This window comes from Pseudomonas sp. LB1P83, from assembly GCF_054897885.1.
In genome coordinates, this window is record NZ_CM142709.1 from 906,344 (window position 1) to 927,493 (window position 21,150).

At 59.7% G+C, this 21,150-nt stretch carries 18 protein-coding genes and 2 pseudogenes; 18 read left to right on the plus strand and 2 right to left on the minus strand.

The window, feature by feature from the left end:
* Positions 1 to 43: 43 nt before the first annotated feature.
* Both ACYZTY_RS03970 and ACYZTY_RS03975 read right to left on the minus strand, forming a co-directional pair.
* Entirely contained in the window at positions 44 to 1,501 is a 1,458-nt protein-coding gene (locus ACYZTY_RS03970) for a gamma-aminobutyraldehyde dehydrogenase (protein ID WP_461959248.1), read from the minus strand.
* 130 nt (positions 1,502 to 1,631) lie between these two features.
* Positions 1,632 to 2,546 (minus strand): LysR family transcriptional regulator, encoded by a 915-nt coding sequence (locus ACYZTY_RS03975; RefSeq protein ID WP_027924928.1) that lies wholly within the window; start codon positions 2,544 to 2,546, stop codon positions 1,632 to 1,634.
* Positions 2,547 to 2,721: 175 nt separating this feature from the next.
* Between ACYZTY_RS03975 and ACYZTY_RS03980 the strand changes: the two genes are divergently transcribed.
* The 18 genes and pseudogenes from ACYZTY_RS03980 (at position 2,722) to ACYZTY_RS04065 (ending at position 20,992) form a co-directional block, all read left to right on the plus strand.
* Positions 2,722 to 3,444 (plus strand): tellurite resistance TerB family protein, encoded by a 723-nt coding sequence (locus ACYZTY_RS03980; protein ID WP_461957387.1) that lies wholly within the window; start codon positions 2,722 to 2,724, stop codon positions 3,442 to 3,444.
* Positions 3,445 to 3,599: 155 nt separating this feature from the next.
* Positions 3,600 to 4,559, plus strand: a complete 960-nt coding sequence (locus ACYZTY_RS03985) for a YncE family protein (RefSeq protein ID WP_461957388.1) — start codon at positions 3,600 to 3,602, stop codon at positions 4,557 to 4,559.
* Positions 4,560 to 4,654: 95 nt separating this feature from the next.
* Complete coding sequence (locus tag ACYZTY_RS03990) at positions 4,655 to 5,167, plus strand: acyltransferase family protein (RefSeq protein ID WP_461957389.1); 513 nt, start codon at positions 4,655 to 4,657, stop codon at positions 5,165 to 5,167.
* A gap of 192 nt (positions 5,168 to 5,359) precedes the next feature.
* Positions 5,360 to 5,767 (plus strand): annotated as a pseudogene (locus ACYZTY_RS03995) (MCP four helix bundle domain-containing protein); the annotation flags it as partial.
* A pseudogene (locus ACYZTY_RS04000) lies at positions 5,747 to 6,922 on the plus strand (methyl-accepting chemotaxis protein); the annotation flags it as partial. The pseudogenes ACYZTY_RS03995 and ACYZTY_RS04000, both read left to right, overlap by 21 nt.
* On the plus strand, positions 6,922 to 7,458 hold the full coding sequence (locus tag ACYZTY_RS04005; protein ID WP_461957390.1) for a chemotaxis protein CheW: 537 nt from the start codon (positions 6,922 to 6,924) through the stop codon (positions 7,456 to 7,458). The pseudogene ACYZTY_RS04000 and the gene ACYZTY_RS04005, both read left to right, overlap by 1 nt.
* Positions 7,455 to 8,720: a CheR family methyltransferase gene (locus ACYZTY_RS04010; protein ID WP_461957391.1), complete on the plus strand. Its 1,266-nt coding sequence runs from the start codon at positions 7,455 to 7,457 to the stop codon at positions 8,718 to 8,720. The genes ACYZTY_RS04005 and ACYZTY_RS04010 overlap by 4 nt, the downstream gene beginning before the upstream one ends.
* Positions 8,717 to 9,400: a chemotaxis protein CheW gene (locus ACYZTY_RS04015; protein WP_461957392.1), complete on the plus strand. Its 684-nt coding sequence runs from the start codon at positions 8,717 to 8,719 to the stop codon at positions 9,398 to 9,400. The genes ACYZTY_RS04010 and ACYZTY_RS04015 overlap by 4 nt, the downstream gene beginning before the upstream one ends.
* A complete protein-coding gene (locus ACYZTY_RS04020; protein ID WP_461957393.1) occupies positions 9,397 to 11,685 on the plus strand; it encodes a response regulator in 2,289 nt (762 codons plus the stop codon). The genes ACYZTY_RS04015 and ACYZTY_RS04020 overlap by 4 nt, the downstream gene beginning before the upstream one ends.
* On the plus strand, positions 11,682 to 12,692 hold the full coding sequence (cheB, locus tag ACYZTY_RS04025; RefSeq protein WP_461957394.1) for a chemotaxis-specific protein-glutamate methyltransferase CheB: 1,011 nt from the start codon (positions 11,682 to 11,684) through the stop codon (positions 12,690 to 12,692). The genes ACYZTY_RS04020 and cheB overlap by 4 nt, the downstream gene beginning before the upstream one ends.
* A gap of 48 nt (positions 12,693 to 12,740) precedes the next feature.
* The gene (locus ACYZTY_RS04030; protein WP_461957395.1) at positions 12,741 to 13,742 is read left to right on the plus strand and encodes a diguanylate cyclase domain-containing protein; all 1,002 of its coding nucleotides are present in this window, start codon (positions 12,741 to 12,743) and stop codon (positions 13,740 to 13,742) included.
* A 278-nt stretch (positions 13,743 to 14,020) separates the two neighbouring features.
* A protein-coding gene (prfB, locus tag ACYZTY_RS04035; RefSeq protein ID WP_102593528.1) for a peptide chain release factor 2 occupies positions 14,021 to 15,116 on the plus strand; the annotation gives its coding sequence in 2 pieces (ribosomal slippage) (positions 14,021 to 14,092 and positions 14,094 to 15,116; 1,095 coding nt in all).
* 112 nt (positions 15,117 to 15,228) lie between these two features.
* The gene (gene lysS / locus ACYZTY_RS04040; protein WP_461957396.1) at positions 15,229 to 16,728 is read left to right on the plus strand and encodes a lysine--tRNA ligase; all 1,500 of its coding nucleotides are present in this window, start codon (positions 15,229 to 15,231) and stop codon (positions 16,726 to 16,728) included.
* A 102-nt stretch (positions 16,729 to 16,830) separates the two neighbouring features.
* The gene (locus tag ACYZTY_RS04045) at positions 16,831 to 17,547 is read left to right on the plus strand and encodes a TetR/AcrR family transcriptional regulator (RefSeq protein ID WP_461957397.1); all 717 of its coding nucleotides are present in this window, start codon (positions 16,831 to 16,833) and stop codon (positions 17,545 to 17,547) included.
* Between the two features lie 157 nt (positions 17,548 to 17,704).
* A complete protein-coding gene (locus ACYZTY_RS04050) occupies positions 17,705 to 18,271 on the plus strand; it encodes a hypothetical protein (RefSeq protein WP_461957398.1) in 567 nt (188 codons plus the stop codon).
* Between the two features lie 36 nt (positions 18,272 to 18,307).
* Entirely contained in the window at positions 18,308 to 19,585 is a 1,278-nt protein-coding gene (locus ACYZTY_RS04055; protein WP_461957399.1) for a flavohemoglobin expression-modulating QEGLA motif protein, read from the plus strand.
* Positions 19,586 to 19,751: 166 nt separating this feature from the next.
* A complete protein-coding gene (locus ACYZTY_RS04060; protein ID WP_461957400.1) occupies positions 19,752 to 20,666 on the plus strand; it encodes an alpha/beta hydrolase in 915 nt (304 codons plus the stop codon).
* Positions 20,663 to 20,992 (plus strand): hypothetical protein, encoded by a 330-nt coding sequence (locus tag ACYZTY_RS04065; protein WP_461957401.1) that lies wholly within the window; start codon positions 20,663 to 20,665, stop codon positions 20,990 to 20,992. Before ACYZTY_RS04060 ends, ACYZTY_RS04065 begins: the two co-directional genes overlap by 4 nt.
* Positions 20,993 to 21,150: the final 158 nt, after the last annotated feature.

The window sequence follows — 21,150 nt, forward strand, 5'->3', positions numbered from 1 at the left end:
GAACGTGGTGAAGCATGCCGTTAGCGGCTTGTTATTAGCGTAGTCAGAGATGCTGTCCGTGGCGCGCCATGATGTGCCGCACCACGCTGTAGTCCTGAAGCGAATCGCTGGATAAGTCTTTGCCATAGCCCGAACGCTTCAGGCCGCCGTGGGGCATTTCGCTGACCAGCATGAAATGGCTGTTGATCCAGGTGCATCCATACTGCAACCGCGCCGCGACCTGCATGGCCTTGTCGAGGTTCTGGGTCCAGACCGACGAGGCGAGGCCATATTCCGAGTCGTTGGCCCAGTCCACGGCTTGTTCGAGTTCATCGAAGCGGGTCACGGTAACCACCGGCCCGAACACTTCGCGCTGGACGATTTCATCGTTCTGTTTGCAACCGGCCAGCAAGGTTGGCTGGTAATAGAAGCCGGCGCCGGAATGCACCGCCGCGCCGGTCACCCGTTCGATGTGTGGCTGGCCGAGGGCACGCTCGACGAAACTGGCCACGCGGTCGCGCTGGCGGGTGCTGATCAGCGGGCCGATTTCGTTGTCGGCGTCGCGTTTACCGGCAAAGCGCAGGCTGCTGACCGCCGCGCCGAGTTCAGCCACCAAGCGGTCGTGAATCCCGGCCTGTGCATAAATTCGGCAAGCCGCGGTGCAATCCTGGCCGGCGTTGTAATAACCGTAAGTGCGTACGCCTTGGACCACGGCCTGGATGTCCGCATCGTTGCAGACAATGACCGGTGCTTTGCCGCCGAGCTCAAGGTGCGTGCGTTTCAGGGTTTTTGCAGCGGCCTGGAGGATTTTTTGCCCGGTGACGATATCGCCGGTCAACGACACCATGCGCACTTTCGGATGGCTGACCAAGTGGCTGCCGACGCCTTCACCGCCGCCGCAGACAATGTTGATTACGCCACGAGGAAGGATCTCGGCCAGCGCGGGCGCCAAGGCCAGGATCGACAGCGGCGTGTGTTCGGAAGGTTTGAACACCAGCGTGTTACCGGCAGCGAGGGCCGGGGCGATTTTCCACGCGGCCATCATGATCGGGTAGTTCCACGGCGCAATCGAAGCGACCACGCCAATCGGATCACGACGGACCATGCTGGTGTAGCCCGGCAGGTATTCGCCGCTAAGCTGGCCAGTCTGGCAGCGCACGGCACCGGCGAAGAAGCGGAACACGTCAACCGTCGCGCTCAAGTCGTCCTGACGGGCCAGGTGCAACGGCTTGCCGCAGTTCAGGGATTCGAGGCGGGCGAGGAGGTCGGCTTGTTTTTCGATGGCGTTGGCGATGTCCAGCAACAGGTTCGAGCGTTGCTGCGGTGTGGTCCGCGACCAGCCGGCGAAGGCGCGGTGGGCGGCGAGGATGGCGGCTTCGACTTGCTCGGTGCTGGCTTCCGCGATGTGGGCCAGCACTTCCCCGGTGGCCGGGTTGAGGATCGGTTCGACAAAACCCTGGCCCGCGACCAATTCGCCATCGATCAACAACGCGGTGAACAACGGGGTCTGCGCGCCAGCCATTTTTCGGGTTCTCTTTTCTTGTGTGGCCATGGTGCTCCCTGTGACTGGGGCCCGGCCGTCTTATTGATGTACCAAGACTAGTGCGCGGGCCCGAGGTCGACAAATTCTAAATACTGAAGGTGGCGTTCGATTAAATAGATGGCTTGCGCCCGCCGTGGGGTTGCTCGCGGGCGACGGTCAAGAACGGGTCCACCAACGCCGGGCGCGCCGTGCCACGACGCCAGGCCAGACCGACGTCGAGGGTCTGGCTCAGGTCGGCAATCGGCCGCGCTTCGATGATGTCGCCCTCCAGAGACCATGGGCGGTAGGTCATGTCGGGCTGGATCGATACGCCCAGTCCTGCGGCCACCAGGCTTCGAACGGCTTCCGTCGAGGCTGTTCTGAGGGTGATGCGCGGTTGCAGCGAGGCTGCGGACCACATGCGCTGGGCGTTGCGGTCCATTTCATCGACGTTGAGCTGAATCAGCGGCTCACGGGCCACGTCGGCGAGGTTGATGCTGTCGTGTTCCAGCAGCGGATGCTGGGCCGGCAACCACAGGCGATGGGGCGAGTGAGTCAGCACTTCGGTCTGCAAGGCGTGGCGGTCTTCGAGGTTGGAAAGGATCAATACGCCGACATCGATTTCGCCGCTGACCAGCAAATGCTCGATGTACGGCCGCTCGTCCTCCATCACGCGGATTTCGACGTTGGGGTACGCACGCTGGAAACGAGTAAGCAGATCCGCAAGGTAGTAACCGGCCACCAGACTGGTCACGCCGATGATCAACTGGCCGGCGACCTGGTCGGTGCTTTGTTGCAGGCTGCGTTTTGCGTTGTCCACAGTGGCGAGAATCAGGTGTGCCTGGCGCAGGAACTGATGGCCCTGGTGCGTCAGGCTCATGCCCTTGGCATGTCGGTTGAACAGGCCGACACCAATCTCCTCTTCCAGTTGCTGGATCGCCAGGGTCAATGTCGATTGGGATATGAACGCGGTTTGCGCGGCAGCGGAGATCGAGCCGGTCTCGGCCACGGCGATGAAGTGACGAATCTGACGCAAGGTCATCATGGGGAATTACCCGGTGGGCGGTTTTTATAGATTCGCTTGAGTGTATATCGCTTTTATCGATGGCCAGGTTTTTCCAGGCAACATTCAGAAGCACTCTCTTCCCCGGTCGCCGGGCACTTTCGTTCTAGGCTGGTGGCCTTAGTGTCCGGTTAACCCCTTTCGTGGAGGCGGCAAAATGAATACGCGTGGATTGCTCGATCAACTACTCAAGTCCGGTCAGGACCTGATGCAGAACAAGGCCGGCGGCGCTCAGAACAAAGCGTCCAGCGGTGGATTGGGCGGATTGCTCGGTGGCAGCGGTGGTTCGGGCGGCCTCGGCGGTTTGCTCTCGGGGGCGGGCGGTGGTGCATTGGCCGCAGGCGCCATGGGCCTGTTACTCGGCAGCAAAAAGGCCCGCAACGTTGGCGGAAAAGTCGCCATCTACGGTGGCCTCGCGGCGCTTGGCGTCATTGCTTACAAGGCTTACGGCAACTGGCAGGCCCAGCAGGGCACTGCGCCGAAGACTGAGCCGCAGACACTCGATCGTTTGCCTCCGGCCCAAGTAGAACTGCACAGCCAGGCGATTCTCAAAGCGTTGGTCGCCGCGGCCAAAGCCGATGGCCACGTTGATGAGCGCGAGCGGGCATTGATAGAAGGCGAATTCACCAAACTCGACAACGATCAGGAATTGCAGCAGTGGCTGCACGCCGAACTCAGCAAGCCGCTCGACCCGACGGAAGTGGCGCGCGCTGCCAGCACGCCGGAAATGGCTGCGGAGATGTACATCGCCAGCGTGATGCTGGTGGATGAGGAGAGTTTCATGGAGAAGTCCTACCTGGATGAACTGGCGCGGCAGTTGAAGCTGGAGCCGGGGTTGAAGGCGGAGTTGGAGAAGCAGGTGCGACAGGCTGCCATGTAGGCCGATCCGGACACCTGCAGACATCTGTATCGCGTTGAATATTCATTGTCACCACTCATCGGAATACGGCGGCTACTGTCAGATCTGACAGTAGCCGGATATCTTGTTTCGGGCATTCAATGTTCCTGTCAAAACCATTGGCAGGAGCCATTACCATGATCGCTAACTCACTATCTGAAAACAGCATCAGTGCCTTAACCAATACGGGTAAACATCCCGAAATCGCTGTCAGCGAGAGACCTATCTCCGTTGGTTTCAGTCCGGATGGGACGCGTGCATTCGTCTGTCACGATACTGACGGTAAAGGTGCAATATCGGTAATTGATGTAAAAACTTCTTCGGTAATAAAAGTGCTCGAAGTCGATAGGGCGGTTAGAGCTATAGCAGTTAGTCCGGATGGTCAGCGCTTCATTGCATGTTGGCAGAACGGCGGTTCGCTTTTTAACGCTGTTACGTTGGAGTTTATAAAAGCTACTCCATGTGTTGGTTCCGATTTGTCGGTGGCGTACAGTCCGGATGGGAAACACATCTATTTTGTTCGGCGTAGATTGCCCCAGCTTGTCGTGTTAGATGCTAAAACTTTGGAAGAGGTTCACTCGATTTGGGACTGTGGCACTCCATTAGCGGTTGCCGTTAGTCCGACTGAGCCCAAGATTTACTTGTCAGGGGAAGAGAAAGGCGAAATCACGGTGTTTAATGCTGCCGATCTGAAAGTTGTCGGCGTTATAACAGTTGGAAGAAAACCATTTGATATCGCTATCTCGAAAGATGGCTGTTTCCTCTGGGTATGTAATCAGTTAGATCATACTCTTTCAATTGTTAATCTGGTCGAAAATCAGGTGGTTTTGACAGTTGCTCTTGGAGGTTCGCCTATTGCCGTCGCGCTAAGCCCTGACGGTCTGCATGCGTACGTGTGTCTTCACTCACAAGACGTGGTTTGTGTTTTCGACACCAAAACATTTGAAGAGATTACGCGCTGGGATGTTGGATCGTCTCCATACGATGTTGCGGCTGATGGTATTGGTGAGTTTGTGTATGTCGCCAACGTATTGTCTAACTCGATCTCGGTTATCAGTCCGGCATCTCTGCAGTCTGAGGCGGTAGAGGATGTCTAGTCAGCCGAGCTGAAAAAATAACAGGAGTCGGTGAGGTGATAACGACTCCTGTATTCAATGTCACGTTGCTCAATACATAAGTTTCGGAACAATGCTTGGAAATTGCCAGGCAGTTTTTGGCGAGACGCCAGTTTGGGGCCTGTTACCAGACAGGTTCGCTTTTACATTTTTTGTGGGTAGCGCTATTCCTGGTTTTACTGCCGTTTATCTGTGTGCTCGCCTATAACGCCGACTATGGACATAACGAAAATCCCTACGCCTACTTGATTAGCTACATGGCCGGAATGGCATGCGCTATCGCCATGACGTTGTTTTTCCGCAAGACAATAAAGAGCCTGGCCTGGCTGGGCACCATCAGTTATTCAGTTTATCTGGTGCACCCTTTCTTTCTGGAATGGGCAGCGCACGCCACAGACCTGTCGGCCGCATTCAACGTGGGTGTTTTTCTGTTGTATGTCCTGGCGACGCTCACGCTGTCGAGCATCAGCTATGTCCTGCTGGAAAAGCCCTGCGTCAGCCTCGCAAGGACAATCAACAGAAGACTGCAGACCGGTCTGGCACAAGGGCTGCAGCCGGTGAGCCCGCGAGCAAGCGACAACAACTCTTGAGGATTGCCGCGGCTGACGAATGCAGTCACCCAACGGGTATTCGTCGGGGGAGGCAGAGGCATGTCACCTGTCTTATAAATGGAACACCCTCAGCTATACTCCGCAGCATTTGAACCGCCCCGAGGACTGACTGTGAAGAACTGGACGTTGCGCCAACGCATCTTGGCGAGCTTTGCGGTGATTATCACCATCATGTTGCTGATGGTCGTCGTCTCGTATTCCCGACTGCTGAAGATTGAAACCAGCGAAGCCAGTGTCCGTGAGGACGCGTTGCCCGGGGTCTATTACAGCTCGACGATTCGCGGCGCCTGGGTCGACAGTTTTCTCCATATTCAGGAAATGCTGGGCCTGAAGGAAGGGCAGGGCATCAGTGCCGAAGACGCCGCAGACTTCAAAAGCTACGAAGCGCGTGTGCAGGAAGCGATGAGTAACTATCGCGCCACCGTTACTACAGAGGAAGACAAGGTCGAATTCGCGACATTCGAAAAACTCCATGCGGAGTACGGCAAGCTCCTGGCCGCGGTGCTCGACTTGCACAAGCGCAATCAAGAGGCCGACGCCATCAAGCTGTTCAACGAGCAACTGACTCCGGCCTGGAGCGCTGGTCGAATGAAGCTCAATGACATCCTGCGCGAAAACAAAGCGGTGGCCGACCAGGACATCGCATACATCGATGACGCCGTGGTCACCGCCAAAATCATCATGGGCGTTTCCCTGCTGGTCGCCGTGTTAGCCGCCGGTCTCTGCGGTTTGCTGTTGATGCGCGCAATCATGGCGCCGATGAACCGGATTGTGCAGATCCTCGAAATCATGCGCACCGGCGACCTCAGCGGCCGTCTGAACCTGGAGCGCAAAGACGAATTCAATGCGGTGGAAACCGGCTTCAACGACATGATGGCCGAGCTCACCTCGCTGGTGTCTCAGGCCCAACGCTCCTCGGTGCAGGTCACCACGTCGGTGACCGAGATCGCCGCCACCTCCAAGCAACAGCAAGCCACCGCCACCGAAACCGCCGCCACCACCACCGAAATCGGCGCGACGTCCCGTGAAATCGCGGCCACTTCTCGCGATCTGGTGCGCACCATGACCGAAGTTTCCACCGCCGCCGATCAGGCCTCGGTAGCGGCCGGTTCCGGGCAGCAAGGCCTGGCGCGGATGGAAGAGACCATGCACTCGGTGATGGGCGCGGCCGATCTGGTCAACGCCAAACTGGCGATCCTCAACGAGAAGGCCGGCAACATTAACCAGGTGGTGGTGACCATCGTCAAAGTCGCCGACCAGACCAACCTCCTGTCGCTGAACGCCGCCATCGAAGCTGAAAAGGCCGGTGAATACGGTCGTGGGTTTGCCGTGGTCGCCACCGAAGTGCGGCGTCTGGCGGACCAGACTGCCGTGGCCACGTACGACATCGAGCAGATGGTGCGCGAGATCCAGTCGGCGGTGTCGGCCGGGGTCATGGGCATGGACAAATTCTCTGAAGAAGTGCGCCGTGGCATGTCCGAAGTGCAGCAGGTCGGCGAGCAGCTGTCGCAGATCATCCACCAGGTTCAGGCGCTGGCGCCGCGGGTGTTGATGGTCAACGAAGGCATGCAGGCGCAGGCCACCGGCGCCGAACAGATCAACCATGCGCTGGTGCAGTTGGGCGATGCCAGCAGCCAGACCGTCGAGTCCTTGCGCCAGGCCAGTTTCGCCATTGACGAGCTGAGCCAGGTGGCCGTGGGGCTGCGGGGCGGCGTCTCGCGATTCAAAGTCTGATGAGCGAACTTGTGGTCAAACGCGGCGCGGTGATGCCGGCAAAACACGCGTTGTTTCTGCTGTTTCGCATCGGCAACGAGCGTTATGCCTTGCAGGCGCGCGAAGTGGCCGAAGTGCTGCCGCGCCTGCCGTTGAAGCCGATTGCCAAGGCACCGGACTGGGTCGCCGGGGTGTTCGCCTATCGCGGCGCGGTGGTGCCGGTGATCGACCTCAGCGCGCTGACCTTTGGTCAACCGGCGCAAGCCCGCACCAGTACGCGGCTGGTACTGGTGCACTATTGGCCGGATGAGGAGACGCCTTCACAGTTGCTCGGGCTGATTCTGGAGCAAGCCACCGATACCTTGCGCTGCAACCCGGCGGACTTTAAACCCTATGGCCTGGACAATCGCCGGGCGCCCTACCTGGGGCCGGTTCGTGAAGATGCCCAGGGCTTGCTGCAATGGGTGCGGGTGGCCGATCTGCTCGATGATCAGGTGCGCGCGCTGCTGTTTCCTTCGCCACCGCTGGACCTGGCGCTGCTGGAGGAACGGCGATGAGCAGCGATCAGCGTTTTTTCGATTTCCTCAAGGAGCGCATCGGCCTCGACGTGACGTCGGTGGGGCCGGCGATCATCGAGCGCGCGGTACGCCAGCGCAGCACGGCTTCCAGGGCGATGACGGCCGATGAGTATTGGCACACGCTGCAAGGCTCGCAGGACGAACAGCAGGCGTTGATCGAAGCGGTGATCGTTCCCGAAACCTGGTTTTTCCGCTACCCGGAATCTTTCGCCACTTTGGCGAAACTGGCCACCAAACGCTTGGCCGACATCAACAATATGCGCGCGCTGCGGATTCTCAGCCTGCCCTGTTCCACTGGCGAGGAGCCGTACTCCATCGCCATGGCCTTGCTCGATGCCGGACTCAAACCGCATCAGTTCAAGGTCGAAGGCATGGATGTCAGCCCGCTGTCGGTGGAAAAAGCCAGGCGTGCGCTGTACGGCAAGAATTCGTTTCGGGGCCAGGACATCGAGTTTCGCGAACGGCATTTCAGTGCCGAAGAAGACGGCTACCGCCTCAGCGAGCGAGTGCTTGAACAGGTGCGTTTGCAGGTCGGCAATCTGCTGGATCCGGCGTTGCTGGCCAGCGAGCCGCCTTATGATTTTGTGTTCTGCCGCAATCTGCTGATCTATTTCGATCTGCCCACCCAGCAGCAAGTCTTCGAAGTGCTCAAACGCCTGACGCATGTCGACGGCGTGCTGTTTATCGGCCCGGCCGAAGGCAGTTTGCTCGGTCGTTTCGGCATGCGCTCGATTGGCATCCCGCAGTCTTTTGCGTTCAGCCGGCAAAGCGCACCTGTGCCCGAGCCTCTGCCAGCCTTCGTCCCAACACCGCTGCCGGTGCGTCAACCGGTGCGCAGCGTCACACCGTCACCCGTGCGCAATCGCCCGTTCACACCCATTACGCCACCGACCGTCACCCCGAAAACCTCGGATGCTGCCGCACTGCTGGCGAACATCGCCGCGCTGGCCAATGAAGGCAAAAGCGCCGATGCCCGCGCGGCCTGCGAACGTTATTTGCGCAGTCACGAACCGGTGGCCCAGGTGTTTTACTGGTTGGGGCTGCTCAGCGATGTCGCCGGCAGAGTCCTCGAAGCCCAGGGTTTTTATCGCAAGGCCTTATACCTCGAACCGCAACACCCCGACGCGTTGATGCACCTGGCAGCCTTGCTGCAATCCCAGGGCGATACGGCGGGTGCGAAAAGATTGCAAGACCGCGCCGCCCGCAGCGAGCGCACCGCCGACAGTGAGCGTAAACGATGAAGGCCGCCGACACCTTGAGCGTCACCCATGAAGATGCCCAGGCCATCGACGACTGCTGGAACCGTATCGGTATCCACGGCGACAAGTCCTGCCCGCTGCTGATCGAGCACATTCATTGCCGCAACTGCGCGGTGTATTCCGCCGCTGCCACGCGCTTGCTCGACCGCTATGCCTTGCAACAGGACGATCACGAGCAGGTCTCGACGGCGGCCGAAATCGACGTGAAAACCCGCTCGCTGCTGATGTTTCGTCTCGGCGAAGAATGGCTGGGCCTGGCCACCCGCAGTCTGGTGGAAGTGGCGCCGCTGCAAGCGATTCATTCCTTGCCGCACCAGCGCTCCCGGGCTCTGCTCGGCGTGGCGAACGTGCGCGGTGCTTTGGTGGCGTGTTTGTCGCTGGTGGAGCTGCTCGGGCTCGATGGCACCGGCAGCGTGGCGTCTGGTGCCCGGGTGATGCCGAGGATGCTGATCATCGCTGCCCACGGCGGGCCGGTGGTGGTGCCGGTGGATGAAGTGGACGGGATTCACGCCATCGACGAGCGCATCCTTGATGCCGCGTCGCAGTCCGGCACCCAGGCCAGTGCCAAATACACCCGGGGCGTGTTGCAATTCAAAGGTCGCAGCCTGCGTTGGCTGGATGAAGAACAGCTGTTGTCCGCCGTGACCCGGAGCCTCACATGACCCCCGAGCAAATGCGCGACGCCTCGTTGCTGGAGCTGTTCAGCCTCGAAGCCGAAGCCCAGACCCAAGTGCTGAGCGCAGGCCTTTTGGCGCTTGAACGCGATCCGACCCAGGCCGATCACCTCGAATCGTGCATGCGTGCAGCCCACTCGCTAAAAGGCGCGGCGCGGATTGTCGGGGTCGATGCCGGCGTGAGCGTCGCGCATGTGATGGAAGATTGCCTGGTCAGTGCGCAGGAAGGGCGCCTGTACTTGCGGCCCGAGCACATTGACGCCTTGCTGCAAGGCACCGATTTGCTGATGCGCATCGCGACACCGAATAACAATCCCGGGACGGCGGACATCGAGGCCTATGTGGCGCTGATGGCGCGGTTGCTGGATCCGCTGGCGTTAGCCATGCCAATCAGCACGCCGATAGCGCCGTTCATCACCGAGTTCGAGCCCGAAGCGCTCGCACCAAAGGTCGAGGAGCTGGTTCCGGTTGCCGAACCGCCAGCCGCAGAACCACCGAAAAAAAACCGGCGCACCACCGAAGGCGGCGAACGCGTGCTGCGCGTCACGGCCGAACGCTTGAACAGCCTGCTCGACCTGTCGAGCAAATCCCTGGTGGAAACCCAGCGACTCAAGCCGCACCTGGCCACGATGCAGCGCCTCAAGCGAATGCAGAACAATGGCCTGCGGGCGCTGGAAAACCTCAACGTCCACCTCAAGGAACATGCCTTGAGCCTCGAAGCCCAGGAAGCCCTGAGCGATGCCCGGCGGCTGCTGGCCGAGTCCCAGCAATTGCTGGTGGAAAAAAACGCCGAACTGGATGAGTTCGCCTGGCAAGCCAGTCAACGGGCGCAGGTGTTGTACGACACCGCGCTGGCCTGTCGCATGCGGCCGTTTGCCGACGTATTGAGCGGACAAGTGCGCATGGTCCGCGACCTCGGTCGCAGCCTCGGTAAACAGGTGCGGCTGGAGATCGAGGGCGAGAAAACCCAGGTTGATCGCGACGTCCTGGAAAAGCTCGAAGCGCCGCTGACGCACTTGCTGCGCAACGCCGTCGATCACGGTATCGAGTCCCCCGAACAACGCTTGCTGGCCGGCAAGCCTGAAGAAGGCCTGATTCGGCTGCGCGCTTCCCATCAAGCGGGTCTGCTGGTGCTGGAGTTGAGCGATGACGGTCACGGCGTCGATCTGGAAAAGGTCCGCCGCAGCATCATCGAGCGGCAGCTATCCCCAGCCGAAACCGCCGCCCAGTTAAGCGAAGAAGAGCTGCTGACGTTCCTGTTCCTGCCCGGTTTCAGCCTGCGCGACAAGGTGACTGAAGTGTCCGGGCGCGGCGTCGGCCTGGACGCGGTTCAGCACATGGTCCGTCAGTTGCGCGGCGCGGTGGTGCTGGAGCAGACGGCGGGCGAGGGCAGCCGTTTTCACCTCGAGGTGCCGCTGACGCTGTCAGTGGTGCGCAGTCTGGTGGTGGAAGTCGGTGACGAGGCGTACGCCTTTCCGCTGGCGCACATCGAGCGCATGTGTGATCTGGAGGCGGCGGACATCGTTCAGGTCGAAGGGCGCCAGCACTTCTGGCACGAAGGCCGGCATGTCGGACTGGTCGCCGCCAGTCAGTTGTTGCAGCGGCCTGCGAGCCCGAGCAGTCAACAAACCCTGAAAGTCGTGGTCATCCGCGAGCGCGAGGCAATTTACGGCGTGGCAGTCGAGCGGTTTATTGGCGAGCGGACATTGGTCGTTTTGCCGCTGGACGAACGTCTGGGCAAGGTGCAGGACATTTCCGCCGGGGCCTTGCTCGACGATGGGTCGGTGGTGCTGATCGTCGACGTCGAAGACATGCTGCGCTCGGTGGACAAACTGCTCAATACTGGGCGTCTGGAGCGGATTGCTCGTCAAGGCAGCCAGGCCATCGAGGCGGCGCGCAAACGGATTCTGGTGGTAGACGATTCGTTGACCGTGCGGGAGTTGCAGCGCAAGTTGCTGCTCAATCGCGGCTACGACGTGGCCGTGGCGGTCGACGGTATGGATGGCTGGAACGCCCTGCGTTCGGAGGATTTCGATCTGCTGATTACCGATATTGATATGCCGCGCATGGACGGCATCGAACTGGTGTCTTTGTTGCGCCAGGACAATCGCCTGCAATCGCTGCCGGTTATGGTGGTGTCCTATAAAGATCGCGAAGAGGACCGTCGTCGTGGACTGGACGCCGGAGCCGACTATTATCTAGCCAAAGCCAGTTTTCATGACGACGCCCTGCTCGATGCAGTGGTTGAGCTCATAGGAGGAGCGCGGGCATGAAAATAGCCATCGTCAACGACATGCCCATGGCGGTGGAGGCCCTGCGCCGCGCCTTGGCATTCGAACCGGCGCATGAAGTGGTCTGGGTCGCCGGCAATGGCGCCGAGGCGGTGCAGCGTTGCGCCGAAAATACCCCGGACCTGATCTTGATGGACCTGATCATGCCGGTGATGGACGGCGTGGAGGCGACCCGGCGGATCATGGCCGAAACCCCCTGCGCCATCGTCATCGTCACGGTCGACCGGCAGCAGAACGTGCACCGGGTGTTCGAGGCCATGGGCCACGGCGCGCTGGACGTGGTCGACACCCCGGCCCTCGGTGCGGGCAATGCCCAAGAGGCGGCGGCGCCATTGTTGCGCAAGATCATGAACATCGGCTGGCTGATTGGTGACAAGGGCAACCGGGAGCGACCGGCCCCCAGCCCGCTGCGCAGTTCGGCTTCACGCCAGCGACTGGTCGCGATTGGCTCGTCTGCAGGCGGTCCTGCGGCGCTGGAAGTCTTGCTCAAAGGCCTGCCAAAAGATTTTTCGGCTGCCATCGTGCTGGTGCAGCATGTTGACCAGGTGTTCGCCGCCGGCATGGCCGAATGGCTCAGCAGCGCCAGCGGCCTGAAGGTGCGCCTGGCCCAGGAAGGCGAGCCCCCATTGGCCGGCACCGTGTTGCTGGCGGGCACCAACCACCATATTCGCTTGTTGAAAAACGGCACGCTGGCCTACACCGCCGAACCGGTCAACGAGATCTATCGGCCCTCGATCGATGTGTTTTTCGAGAGCGTATCCAGTTACTGGAACGGCGATGCCGTGGGTGTTTTGCTCACAGGGATGGGGCGTGACGGCGCGCAGGGGCTTAAACTCATGCGCCAACAGGGCTACATGACCATCGCTCAGGACCAACAAAGCAGTGCGGTCTACGGAATGCCGAAAGCGGCAGCGGCCATCGATGCCGCCGTGGAAGTTCGCCCACTGGACAAGATAGCGCCACGATTGCTGGAGATTTTCCCCAAATGAAGACTTTTCGCAGCAATCCTGACCCAGGCAGTATTCAGGTGACCGCACATGAATGACTTACAACTCGACGACTTCAAGACCGACGAAAACGCCGCCATGGTGTTGTTGGTGGACGATCAGGCAATGATCGGCGAGGCGGTGCGCCGCGGGTTGTCGAACGAAGAGAATATCGACTTCCACTTCTGCGCCGACCCGCACCAGGCCATCGCGCAGGCGATCCGGATCAAGCCGACGGTGATCCTCCAGGATCTGGTGATGCCCGGTCTGGACGGCCTCAGCCTGGTGCGCGAATACCGAAACCATCCGGCGACCAAAAACATTCCGATTATTGTCCTGTCGACCAAGGAAGACCCGCTGATCAAGAGCGCGGCGTTTGCGGCCGGGGCCAATGATTATCTGGTCAAGCTGCCGGACAACATCGAACTGGTGGCGCGCATTCGCTACCACTCGCGCTCCTACATGACGTTGTTGCAGCGCGATGCGGCCTACCGCGCGTTGCGGGTCAGCCAGCAGCAGTTGCTCGACACCAATCTGGTACTCCAGCGGTTGATGAACTCCGACGGCTTGACCGGGCTGTCGAACCGCCGGCATTTCGACGAATACCTGGAACTGGAATGGCGCCGTTCGCTGCGTGATCAGAGCCAATTGTCGCTGTTGATGATTGATGTCGACTATTTCAAGTCCTACAACGACAGCTTTGGCCACCTTGAAGGCGATGAAGCCCTGCGTAAAGTCGCTACCGCGATTCGAAACGCAAGCGCCCGGCCTTCGGACCTGCCGGCCCGGTACGGTGGAGAAGAGTTTGTCCTGGTGCTGCCCAACACCACGCCGGGTGGCGCACGGCTGGTGGCGGAAAAACTGCGCATGACCGTGGAAGCGCTGAAGATTCCGCACATTTTCCCCAGCGAAGGCTCAAGCCTGACCATTAGCATCGGCCTGTCGACCATGATCCCGCAGCAGGGCAGTGACTGCCGGCAATTGATCTCGGCGGCGGACAAGGGGCTGTACCTGGCGAAGAACAATGGGCGTAATCAGGTGGGGATTGAGTAATTCGTTGCTGAAATACGATCCCATGTAGCAGCGGTCGAGCCCCGCGAGGCCGCGTCCGAGGACGAAGTCCTCGCCAGTCCTGTGTACGCGGTTTGTCTGAAAGACCATGTTGTATGGTTTACGACGGCTTCGCCGCCGAACGCGGCCTCGCGGGGCTCGACCGCTGCTGCAGGTGTTCGCAAACCATTCGCCCTAAAGCCGCCAGGCGGGCTGCCGTGACAGCTTGATTACGTTATACTCGCCGGCTTTCAAAAGTTCGCCAACGAGTGCTGCCCGCCATGGAAATCAACCCGATCCTTAACAGTATCAAGGACCTGTCCGAGCGCTCCGAAACTATTCGGGGGTATCTTTGACTACGATCAAAAGCATGAGCGTCTGACTGAAGTCAATCGCGAGCTTGAAGATCCGGCTGTCTGGAACAACCCGTCGTACGCTCAGGAACTGGGCCGCGAGCGGTCCCTGCTTGCTCAGATCGTCGAAACCCTCGACGAAATGCACAGCGGTCTGGCCGACGCCAAAGATTTGCTGCTGATGTCCGCCGAAGAAGAAGACCAGGCCGCCGTCGATGACGTCGCTGCCGAAGTCGAGCGCCTGCGCGAGTCGCTGGAAAAACTCGAATTCCGTCGCATGTTCAGCGGTGAGATGGACGCCAACAACGCCTACCTGGACATCCAGGCCGGCTCTGGCGGTACCGAGGCCCAGGACTGGGCCAACATCCTGCTGCGCATGTACCTGCGCTGGGCTGACAAACGCGGTTTCGACGCGACCATCATGGAGCTGTCGGCCGGTGAAGTCGCCGGGATCAAGGGCGCCACGGTCCACATCAAGGGTGAATATGCCTTTGGCTGGCTGCGCACCGAGATCGGCGTGCACCGTCTGGTGCGCAAGAGCCCGTTCGACTCCGGCAACCGTCGCCACACCTCGTTCTCGGCCGTGTTCGTGTCGCCGGAAATCGATGACAACATCGAAATCGACATCAACCCGTCGGACCTGCGCATCGACACCTACCGCTCCTCGGGTGCCGGTGGTCAGCACGTAAACACCACCGACTCGGCCGTACGTATCACCCACGTACCGACCAACACCGTGGTCAGCTGCCAGAACGAACGCTCCCAGCACGCCAACAAAGACACCGCGATGAAAATGTTGCGGGCGCGCTTGTACGAGCAGGAAGTGCAGAAACGCAACGCCGCCTCCCAGGCCCTGGAAGACACCAAGTCGGACATCGGCTGGGGTCACCAGATTCGCTCTTACGTGCTTGATGCGTCGCGAATCAAGGATTTGCGCACTAACATCGAACGCAGTGACTGCGACAAGGTACTCGACGGCGATATCGACGAATACCTGGTGGCGAGCCTGAAACAAGGGCTGTAAGACATGCAACACGGGATCGCCTGATACATCGCGATCCCTGTGGGAGCGGGCTTGCCCGCGATCCCCAGCCGCAGGCTGGGGGCAACGAACCTGTGATGGAATTTTTAAAGACATGAGCGACCTACAAATCGACCAGGCCCTGCAACAGGAAGAAAACTCCCTGATCGCCCTGCGCAAGGAAAAGCTGGCTGCCGAGCGCGCCAAGGGCAATGCCTTCCCCAACGACTTCCGCCGCGACAACTACTGCGAAGACTTGCAGAAACAGTACGCGGACAAGACCAAGGAAGAGCTGGCAGAGGCTGCGATCCCGGTCAAGGTTGCCGGTCGCATCATGCTCAACCGTGGCTCGTTCATGGTGATCCAGGACATGACCGGGCGCATTCAGGTCTACGTCAACCGTAAGACCCTGTCCGAAGAAACCCTGGCCGCGGTGAAAACCTGGGACATGGGCGACATCATTGCAGCCGTTGGCACCCTGGCCCGTTCCGGCAAGGGCGATCTGTACGTTGAAATGACCGAAGTGCGCCTGCTGACCAAGTCGCTGCGCCCGCTGCCGGACAAGCACCACGGCCTGACCGACACCGAACAGCGCTATCGCCAGCGCTACGTTGACCTGATCGTCAACGAAGAGGTGCGCCAGACTTTCCGCGTGCGTTCGCAAGTGATTGCGCACATCCGCAGCTTCCTGATGAAGCGCGACTTCCTGGAAGTCGAAACACCGATGCTGCAAACCATTCCCGGTGGCGCGGCGGCCAAGCCTTTCGAGACGCACCACAACGCGCTGGACATGGAAATGTTCCTGCGTATCGCACCTGAGCTGTACCTCAAGCGCCTCGTTGTCGGCGGCTTCGAGAAAGTGTTCGAGATCAACCGCAACTTCCGTAACGAAGGTGTTTCGACTCGTCACAACCCTGAATTCACCATGTTGGAGTTCTACCAGGCTTACGCCGACTACGAAGACAACATGGACCTGACCGAAGAACTGTTCCGTGAACTGGCGCAGCTGGTTCTGGGCAGCACCGACGTGCCGTACGGCGACAAGGTGTTCCACTTCGGCGAACCGTTCGTGCGTCTGTCGGTGTTCGACTCGATCCTCAAGTACAACCCTGAGCTTACCGCTGACGACCTGACCGACATCGACAAGGCTCGCGCCATCGCCAAGAAGGCCGGCGCCAAAGTGCTGGGCTTCGAAGGTCTGGGCAAGTTGCAGGTGATGATTTTCGAAGAACTGGTCGAGCACAAGCTGGAGCAGCCGCACTTCATCACCCAATACCCGTTCGAAGTGTCGCCGCTGGCCCGTCGTAACGACGAGAACCCAAGCGTCACCGACCGTTTCGAACTGTTCATCGGTGGCCGCGAAATCGCCAACGCCTATTCCGAGTTGAACGACGCGGAGGACCAGGCCGAGCGCTTCATGGCTCAGGTGGCCGACAAGGACGCGGGCGACGACGAAGCCATGCACTACGACGCCGACTTCGTTCGTGCGCTGGAGTACGGCATGCCGCCAACGGCGGGTGAAGGTATCGGCATCGACCGTCTGGTGATGTTGCTGACCAACTCACCGTCGATCCGCGACGTGATCCTGTTCCCGCACATGCGGCCGCAAGCGTAAGTGTTTCAATAAAAAAGCCGCCTATAACAGGCGGCTTTTTATTGCCTGTCTGGTACAAACGTATCAAATGGTTACTTTTGAAGTAAGAGAGGAATACCTGTCGTGAACCGTGCAATTGCTCAAGAAGGTGCAGCGGGCATCGCCACTGCGGTCGCTGAAAGCGTTCAGTACCAGGGTCGCAAGGCCAGCCGACAGGGCAGCGAGCAGCGTCGACAGGACATTCTCGATGCGGCGATGCGCATTGTCGTGCGTGATGGCGTGCGGGCCGTGCGTCATCGCGCGGTGGCTGCTGAGGCCGGTGTGCCGCTGTCGGCCACCACTTACTATTTCAAGGATATCGATGACTTGCTCACCGATACCTTCGCCCAATACGTGGAACGCAGCGCGGCTTTCATGGCCAAGTTGTGGGTCAACAACGAAGGCCTGCTGCGCGAGATGGTGGTCAGCGGCGACGGCAGCCCCGAGTCGCGCTCGCAACTGGCGGACGACATTGCGCGGTTGATGGCGGACTATGTTCACCGGCAACTGATCAACCGCCGCGAACACCTGATGGCCGAACAGGCGTTCCGCCAGGAAGCGCTGCTGAACCCGCGCCTGGCGCTGTTGGTGCGCTCGCATCAGCAAATTCTGCTCCAGGGTACGTGCCAGCTTTTCCAGGTATTGGGTTCGCGCGAACCGCAACAGGATGCCAAGGTGTTGACGGCGATTATCGGACGGATGGAATATCAGGGCCTGCTCAACGACGCCGAGCCTGTCGCCGAAGCCGAAATGCTCGGTATCCTCAATCGCTACATGCACCTGGTATTGGCGTCGGTGTAACTCCTCGCTTGACCGCAACCCTGTAGGAGCGAGGCTTGCCCGCGAAGGCGGTTTAACATTCAACAGGTATGTTGACTGACACTACGCCTTCGCGGGCAAGCCTCGCTCCTACAAGGACGGTGAGCATTCGGGGAACTGTGTTCATAGGGAGTGTTGAATGAAAGCCTGGCGTGTCGTTGTGATCGCCTTGTCGTTCCTGCTGCTCAGTGGCTGTCTGGTGACCTTCAAGGAGCCACTGCCCGCCAGCGACCCCGCGCCCAAAGGTCTGCTCGGCAAATGGACCAGCACCAACGCCTGGGGCGAGCCGATGAACCTTGAACTGACGCGTCTGGGCGAAAATCGCTACCAGGCGGTCAGCTACTTCAAGGCCAAGCCCAAAGAGCGTGAAGCCTATCCCTTTACGGTATCGCGCCATGGCAGTCGCTGGTACCTGTCGGCGAAGGTCCCGGCGCAATTCGGCGGGCATTTCACCCTCTTCGGATTTGAACTCAACGATAAGCACGAATTGGTGGTCTACAACCTCGATCTCGAGCAGATCAATCAGGCCCTGGGGCAAAAAGTCCTGAGCGGCGAAGGCTTCCAGACCGACGATGGCGACGGCGTGTTGATCAGCACCAGCATGGATCAGGTCTTTGCTTACCTCGATGATCCGGCCAATTCCGATGTCTTCGTCGAGGCGGCGCGCTATCAGCGCCTGGCCAAAGCCAAAGCTGAAGTTAAATAAAGCCAGCACATAACGGTTTTTCTACAGGAGTTTCGGGTGGACGATTACCAGCAGACGATACGCATTTTGTCCGATCGCATTGTGCTGGCACAGACGCCGATTCGCGTCCTCGATGCGGTCAAGTGGGACGACAGCATTCGCAAGAATTTCCTCAAGGCCAAGGGCAAGGAAATGCCGGCGGTGGACCGTGACTATTACCTCAATCGGCCGCTGTCGTTTGATTCCAGCAAAGTGAAACTGGAATTCCAGAACATCGAGCGTGATATCACCCGTCAGCTCGGCCAGTTCAACCCGGTCGGCCAGATCATGCGGCGCATGTGCAAGGAGTACCGGATGGTGGTGCGCATGCTCGAAGCGCGCGGCACCGAAGATTTCGGGCTGATTTCCCAGGAGTTGTACGGCGCCGCGTCCGACGCGTTCCACGCCGGTGACCCGACCCTGTCCGACCTCGGCCTGATGCTCTCCGATTACCTGAACAACATCGATGGCCGGGGTGACCTGAAGGACGAGCCGAAAATCCTCACTGCCAAAGACGCCGTGCATTTATTGCAAACCCGGCTGAGCAAGGTGTTTGGCGAAGCCGAGGAAACCATTCGTGTGTTCGAGTCTGACGGTATCGTTGCCGATGCGGCGGCCGGCGCCGACTACATCAAGATCCGCACCGACGCGATGTTCAACGAACGTGACGTGCGCGCCCTGGAGGTCCATGAAGGGCTGGTGCACGTCGGCACCACGCTCAACGGGCTGAACCAGCCAATCTGCACCTTCCTCTCCAAAGGCCCACCGTCGTCGACCGTGACTCAGGAAGGACTGGCGATCCTGATGGAAATCATCACCTTCGCTTCCTACCCGAGCCGCCTGCGCAAACTGACCAACCGCACCCGTGCCATTCACATGGTGGAGGAGGGCGCGGACTTTTTGCAGGTCTTCGAATTTTTCCGCGAACAAGGCTTCGAAATGGCTGAAAGCTACGGCAACGCCAGCCGGGTTTTCCGTGGTTCGATACCGACCGGTCTGCCGTTTACCAAAGACTTGTCCTACCTCAAGGGCTTTATCATGGTTTACAACTACATTCAGTTGGCCGTGCGTAAAGGCAAGCTTGAGCAGATTCCGCTGCTGTTTTGCGGCAAGACCACACTGGAAGACATGCGGACCTTGCGCCAGTTGGTGGACGAAGGGCTGGTGGTGCCACCGAAGTATTTGCCGGATCAGTTCCGCGACCTGAACGCACTGTCGGCGTGGATGTGCTTCTCCAACTTCCTCAACCACCTGAGCCTGGACCGGATCGAAGCGGATTACTCGAACATCCTGTAATCACCACAAGACCTGTAGGAGCGAGCGGTGCGGCGATCCGACTTGCCCGCGAAGGCGGTATAACATTCAACAGGTATGTTGACTGACACAACGCCTTCGCGGGCAAGCCTCGCTCCTACAAGGTCAGCGGTGTATTCCAACCCCCATTTTCGCGAGGTTTCAACGGATGAGAATCCTCGGCATTCTCTGCCTTCTCCTGACCCTGAGCGGTTGCAGCTCCCTGCTGTTCTACCCCGAACCCGGTCAGTTGTTCACCCCGGAAAAAGCCAAGCTCGAATACCGCGAAGTGACCCTGACCACCGCCGACGGCCTCAGGCTGAACGCGTGGTGGCTGCCGGCGAAAAAAGGCGTCGAGGTCAAGGGCACGGTGCTGCATCTGCACGGCAACGGCGGTAATTTGCCCATGCACCTGGGCGGCAGCTGGTGGTTGCCGGAGGAAGGCTATCAGGTCCTGCTGATCGATTATCGCGGTTACGGACTGTCCGAAGGCGAACCAAGTCTGCCGGCGATCTATCAGGACATCGACGCCGCGTTCAAGTGGCTCGATCAGGCACCCGAGGTCAAAGGCAAACCGCTGATCCTGCTCGGCCAGAGCCTCGGTGGTTCGATGGCCGTGCATTACCTGGTTCAACATCCCGAGCGCCAGAAACAACTCAAGGCTTTCGTCCTCGACGGCGTGCCCGCCAGCTATCGCAGCATCGGCCGGTTTGCCCTGAGCAATTCCTGGCTGACCTGGGCGTTCCAGGTGCCGTTATCCTGGCTGGTGCCGGACGGCGACAGCGCGATCAATTCCATGGCGCAGCTCAACGGCGTGCCGAAACTGATCTACCACAGCATCGACGATCCGATCGTGCCTCTTTCCAACGGCATCCGTCTGTATCAAGCTGCGCCGCCGCCGCGCGTGCTGCAATTGACCCGGGGTGGTCATGTGCAGACATTCGCCGACCCGGTCTGGCGCAAAGTGATGCTGCGTTATCTCGACGATCCGCAGCATTTCAACGGCCTGCGCCGCCTGGGTGAAATCCCCAATTACCCGGCACCCAAGCATTCAGAAGATGAACCATCAGAGAGCCCGCAATGAGTGAAGAACGTAACGCCATCCCGCTGATCATCACCGGTATCTGCAGCATCCTCGGCACCGTCGGGGCCCTGTGGTTCTACGGCTACCTGCACTTCGCCAAACCTGAAGATGCGCTGCTGCTCAGCGACTTCACCATGCTCAAGACCGTGCCGGGTGAAGACTACAAAGTCTCCCTGGAACCCGCGTCGCAAGTGGCCCAGTGCATCGATGGCGTGCTGGTGATGTTCGACACCGAACAAAAAGGCCTGACCGGCGTATTGATCAACAGCAAGAAAAAAGCCGTGCGCTGCATGGGCGAAGAAACCCCACAAAAACTCGAGCAGTAATCGATCCCGTAGGAGCGAGGCTTGCCCGCGAAGAACGATAACGCGGATCGTCAGACACACCGAGTCGCCTCATTCGCGAGCAAGCTTCGCTCCTACAGGTTCTCCACCATCCCGTGGGAGCGAGGCGTCCGCGAAGAACGATAACGCGGAGCGTCAGA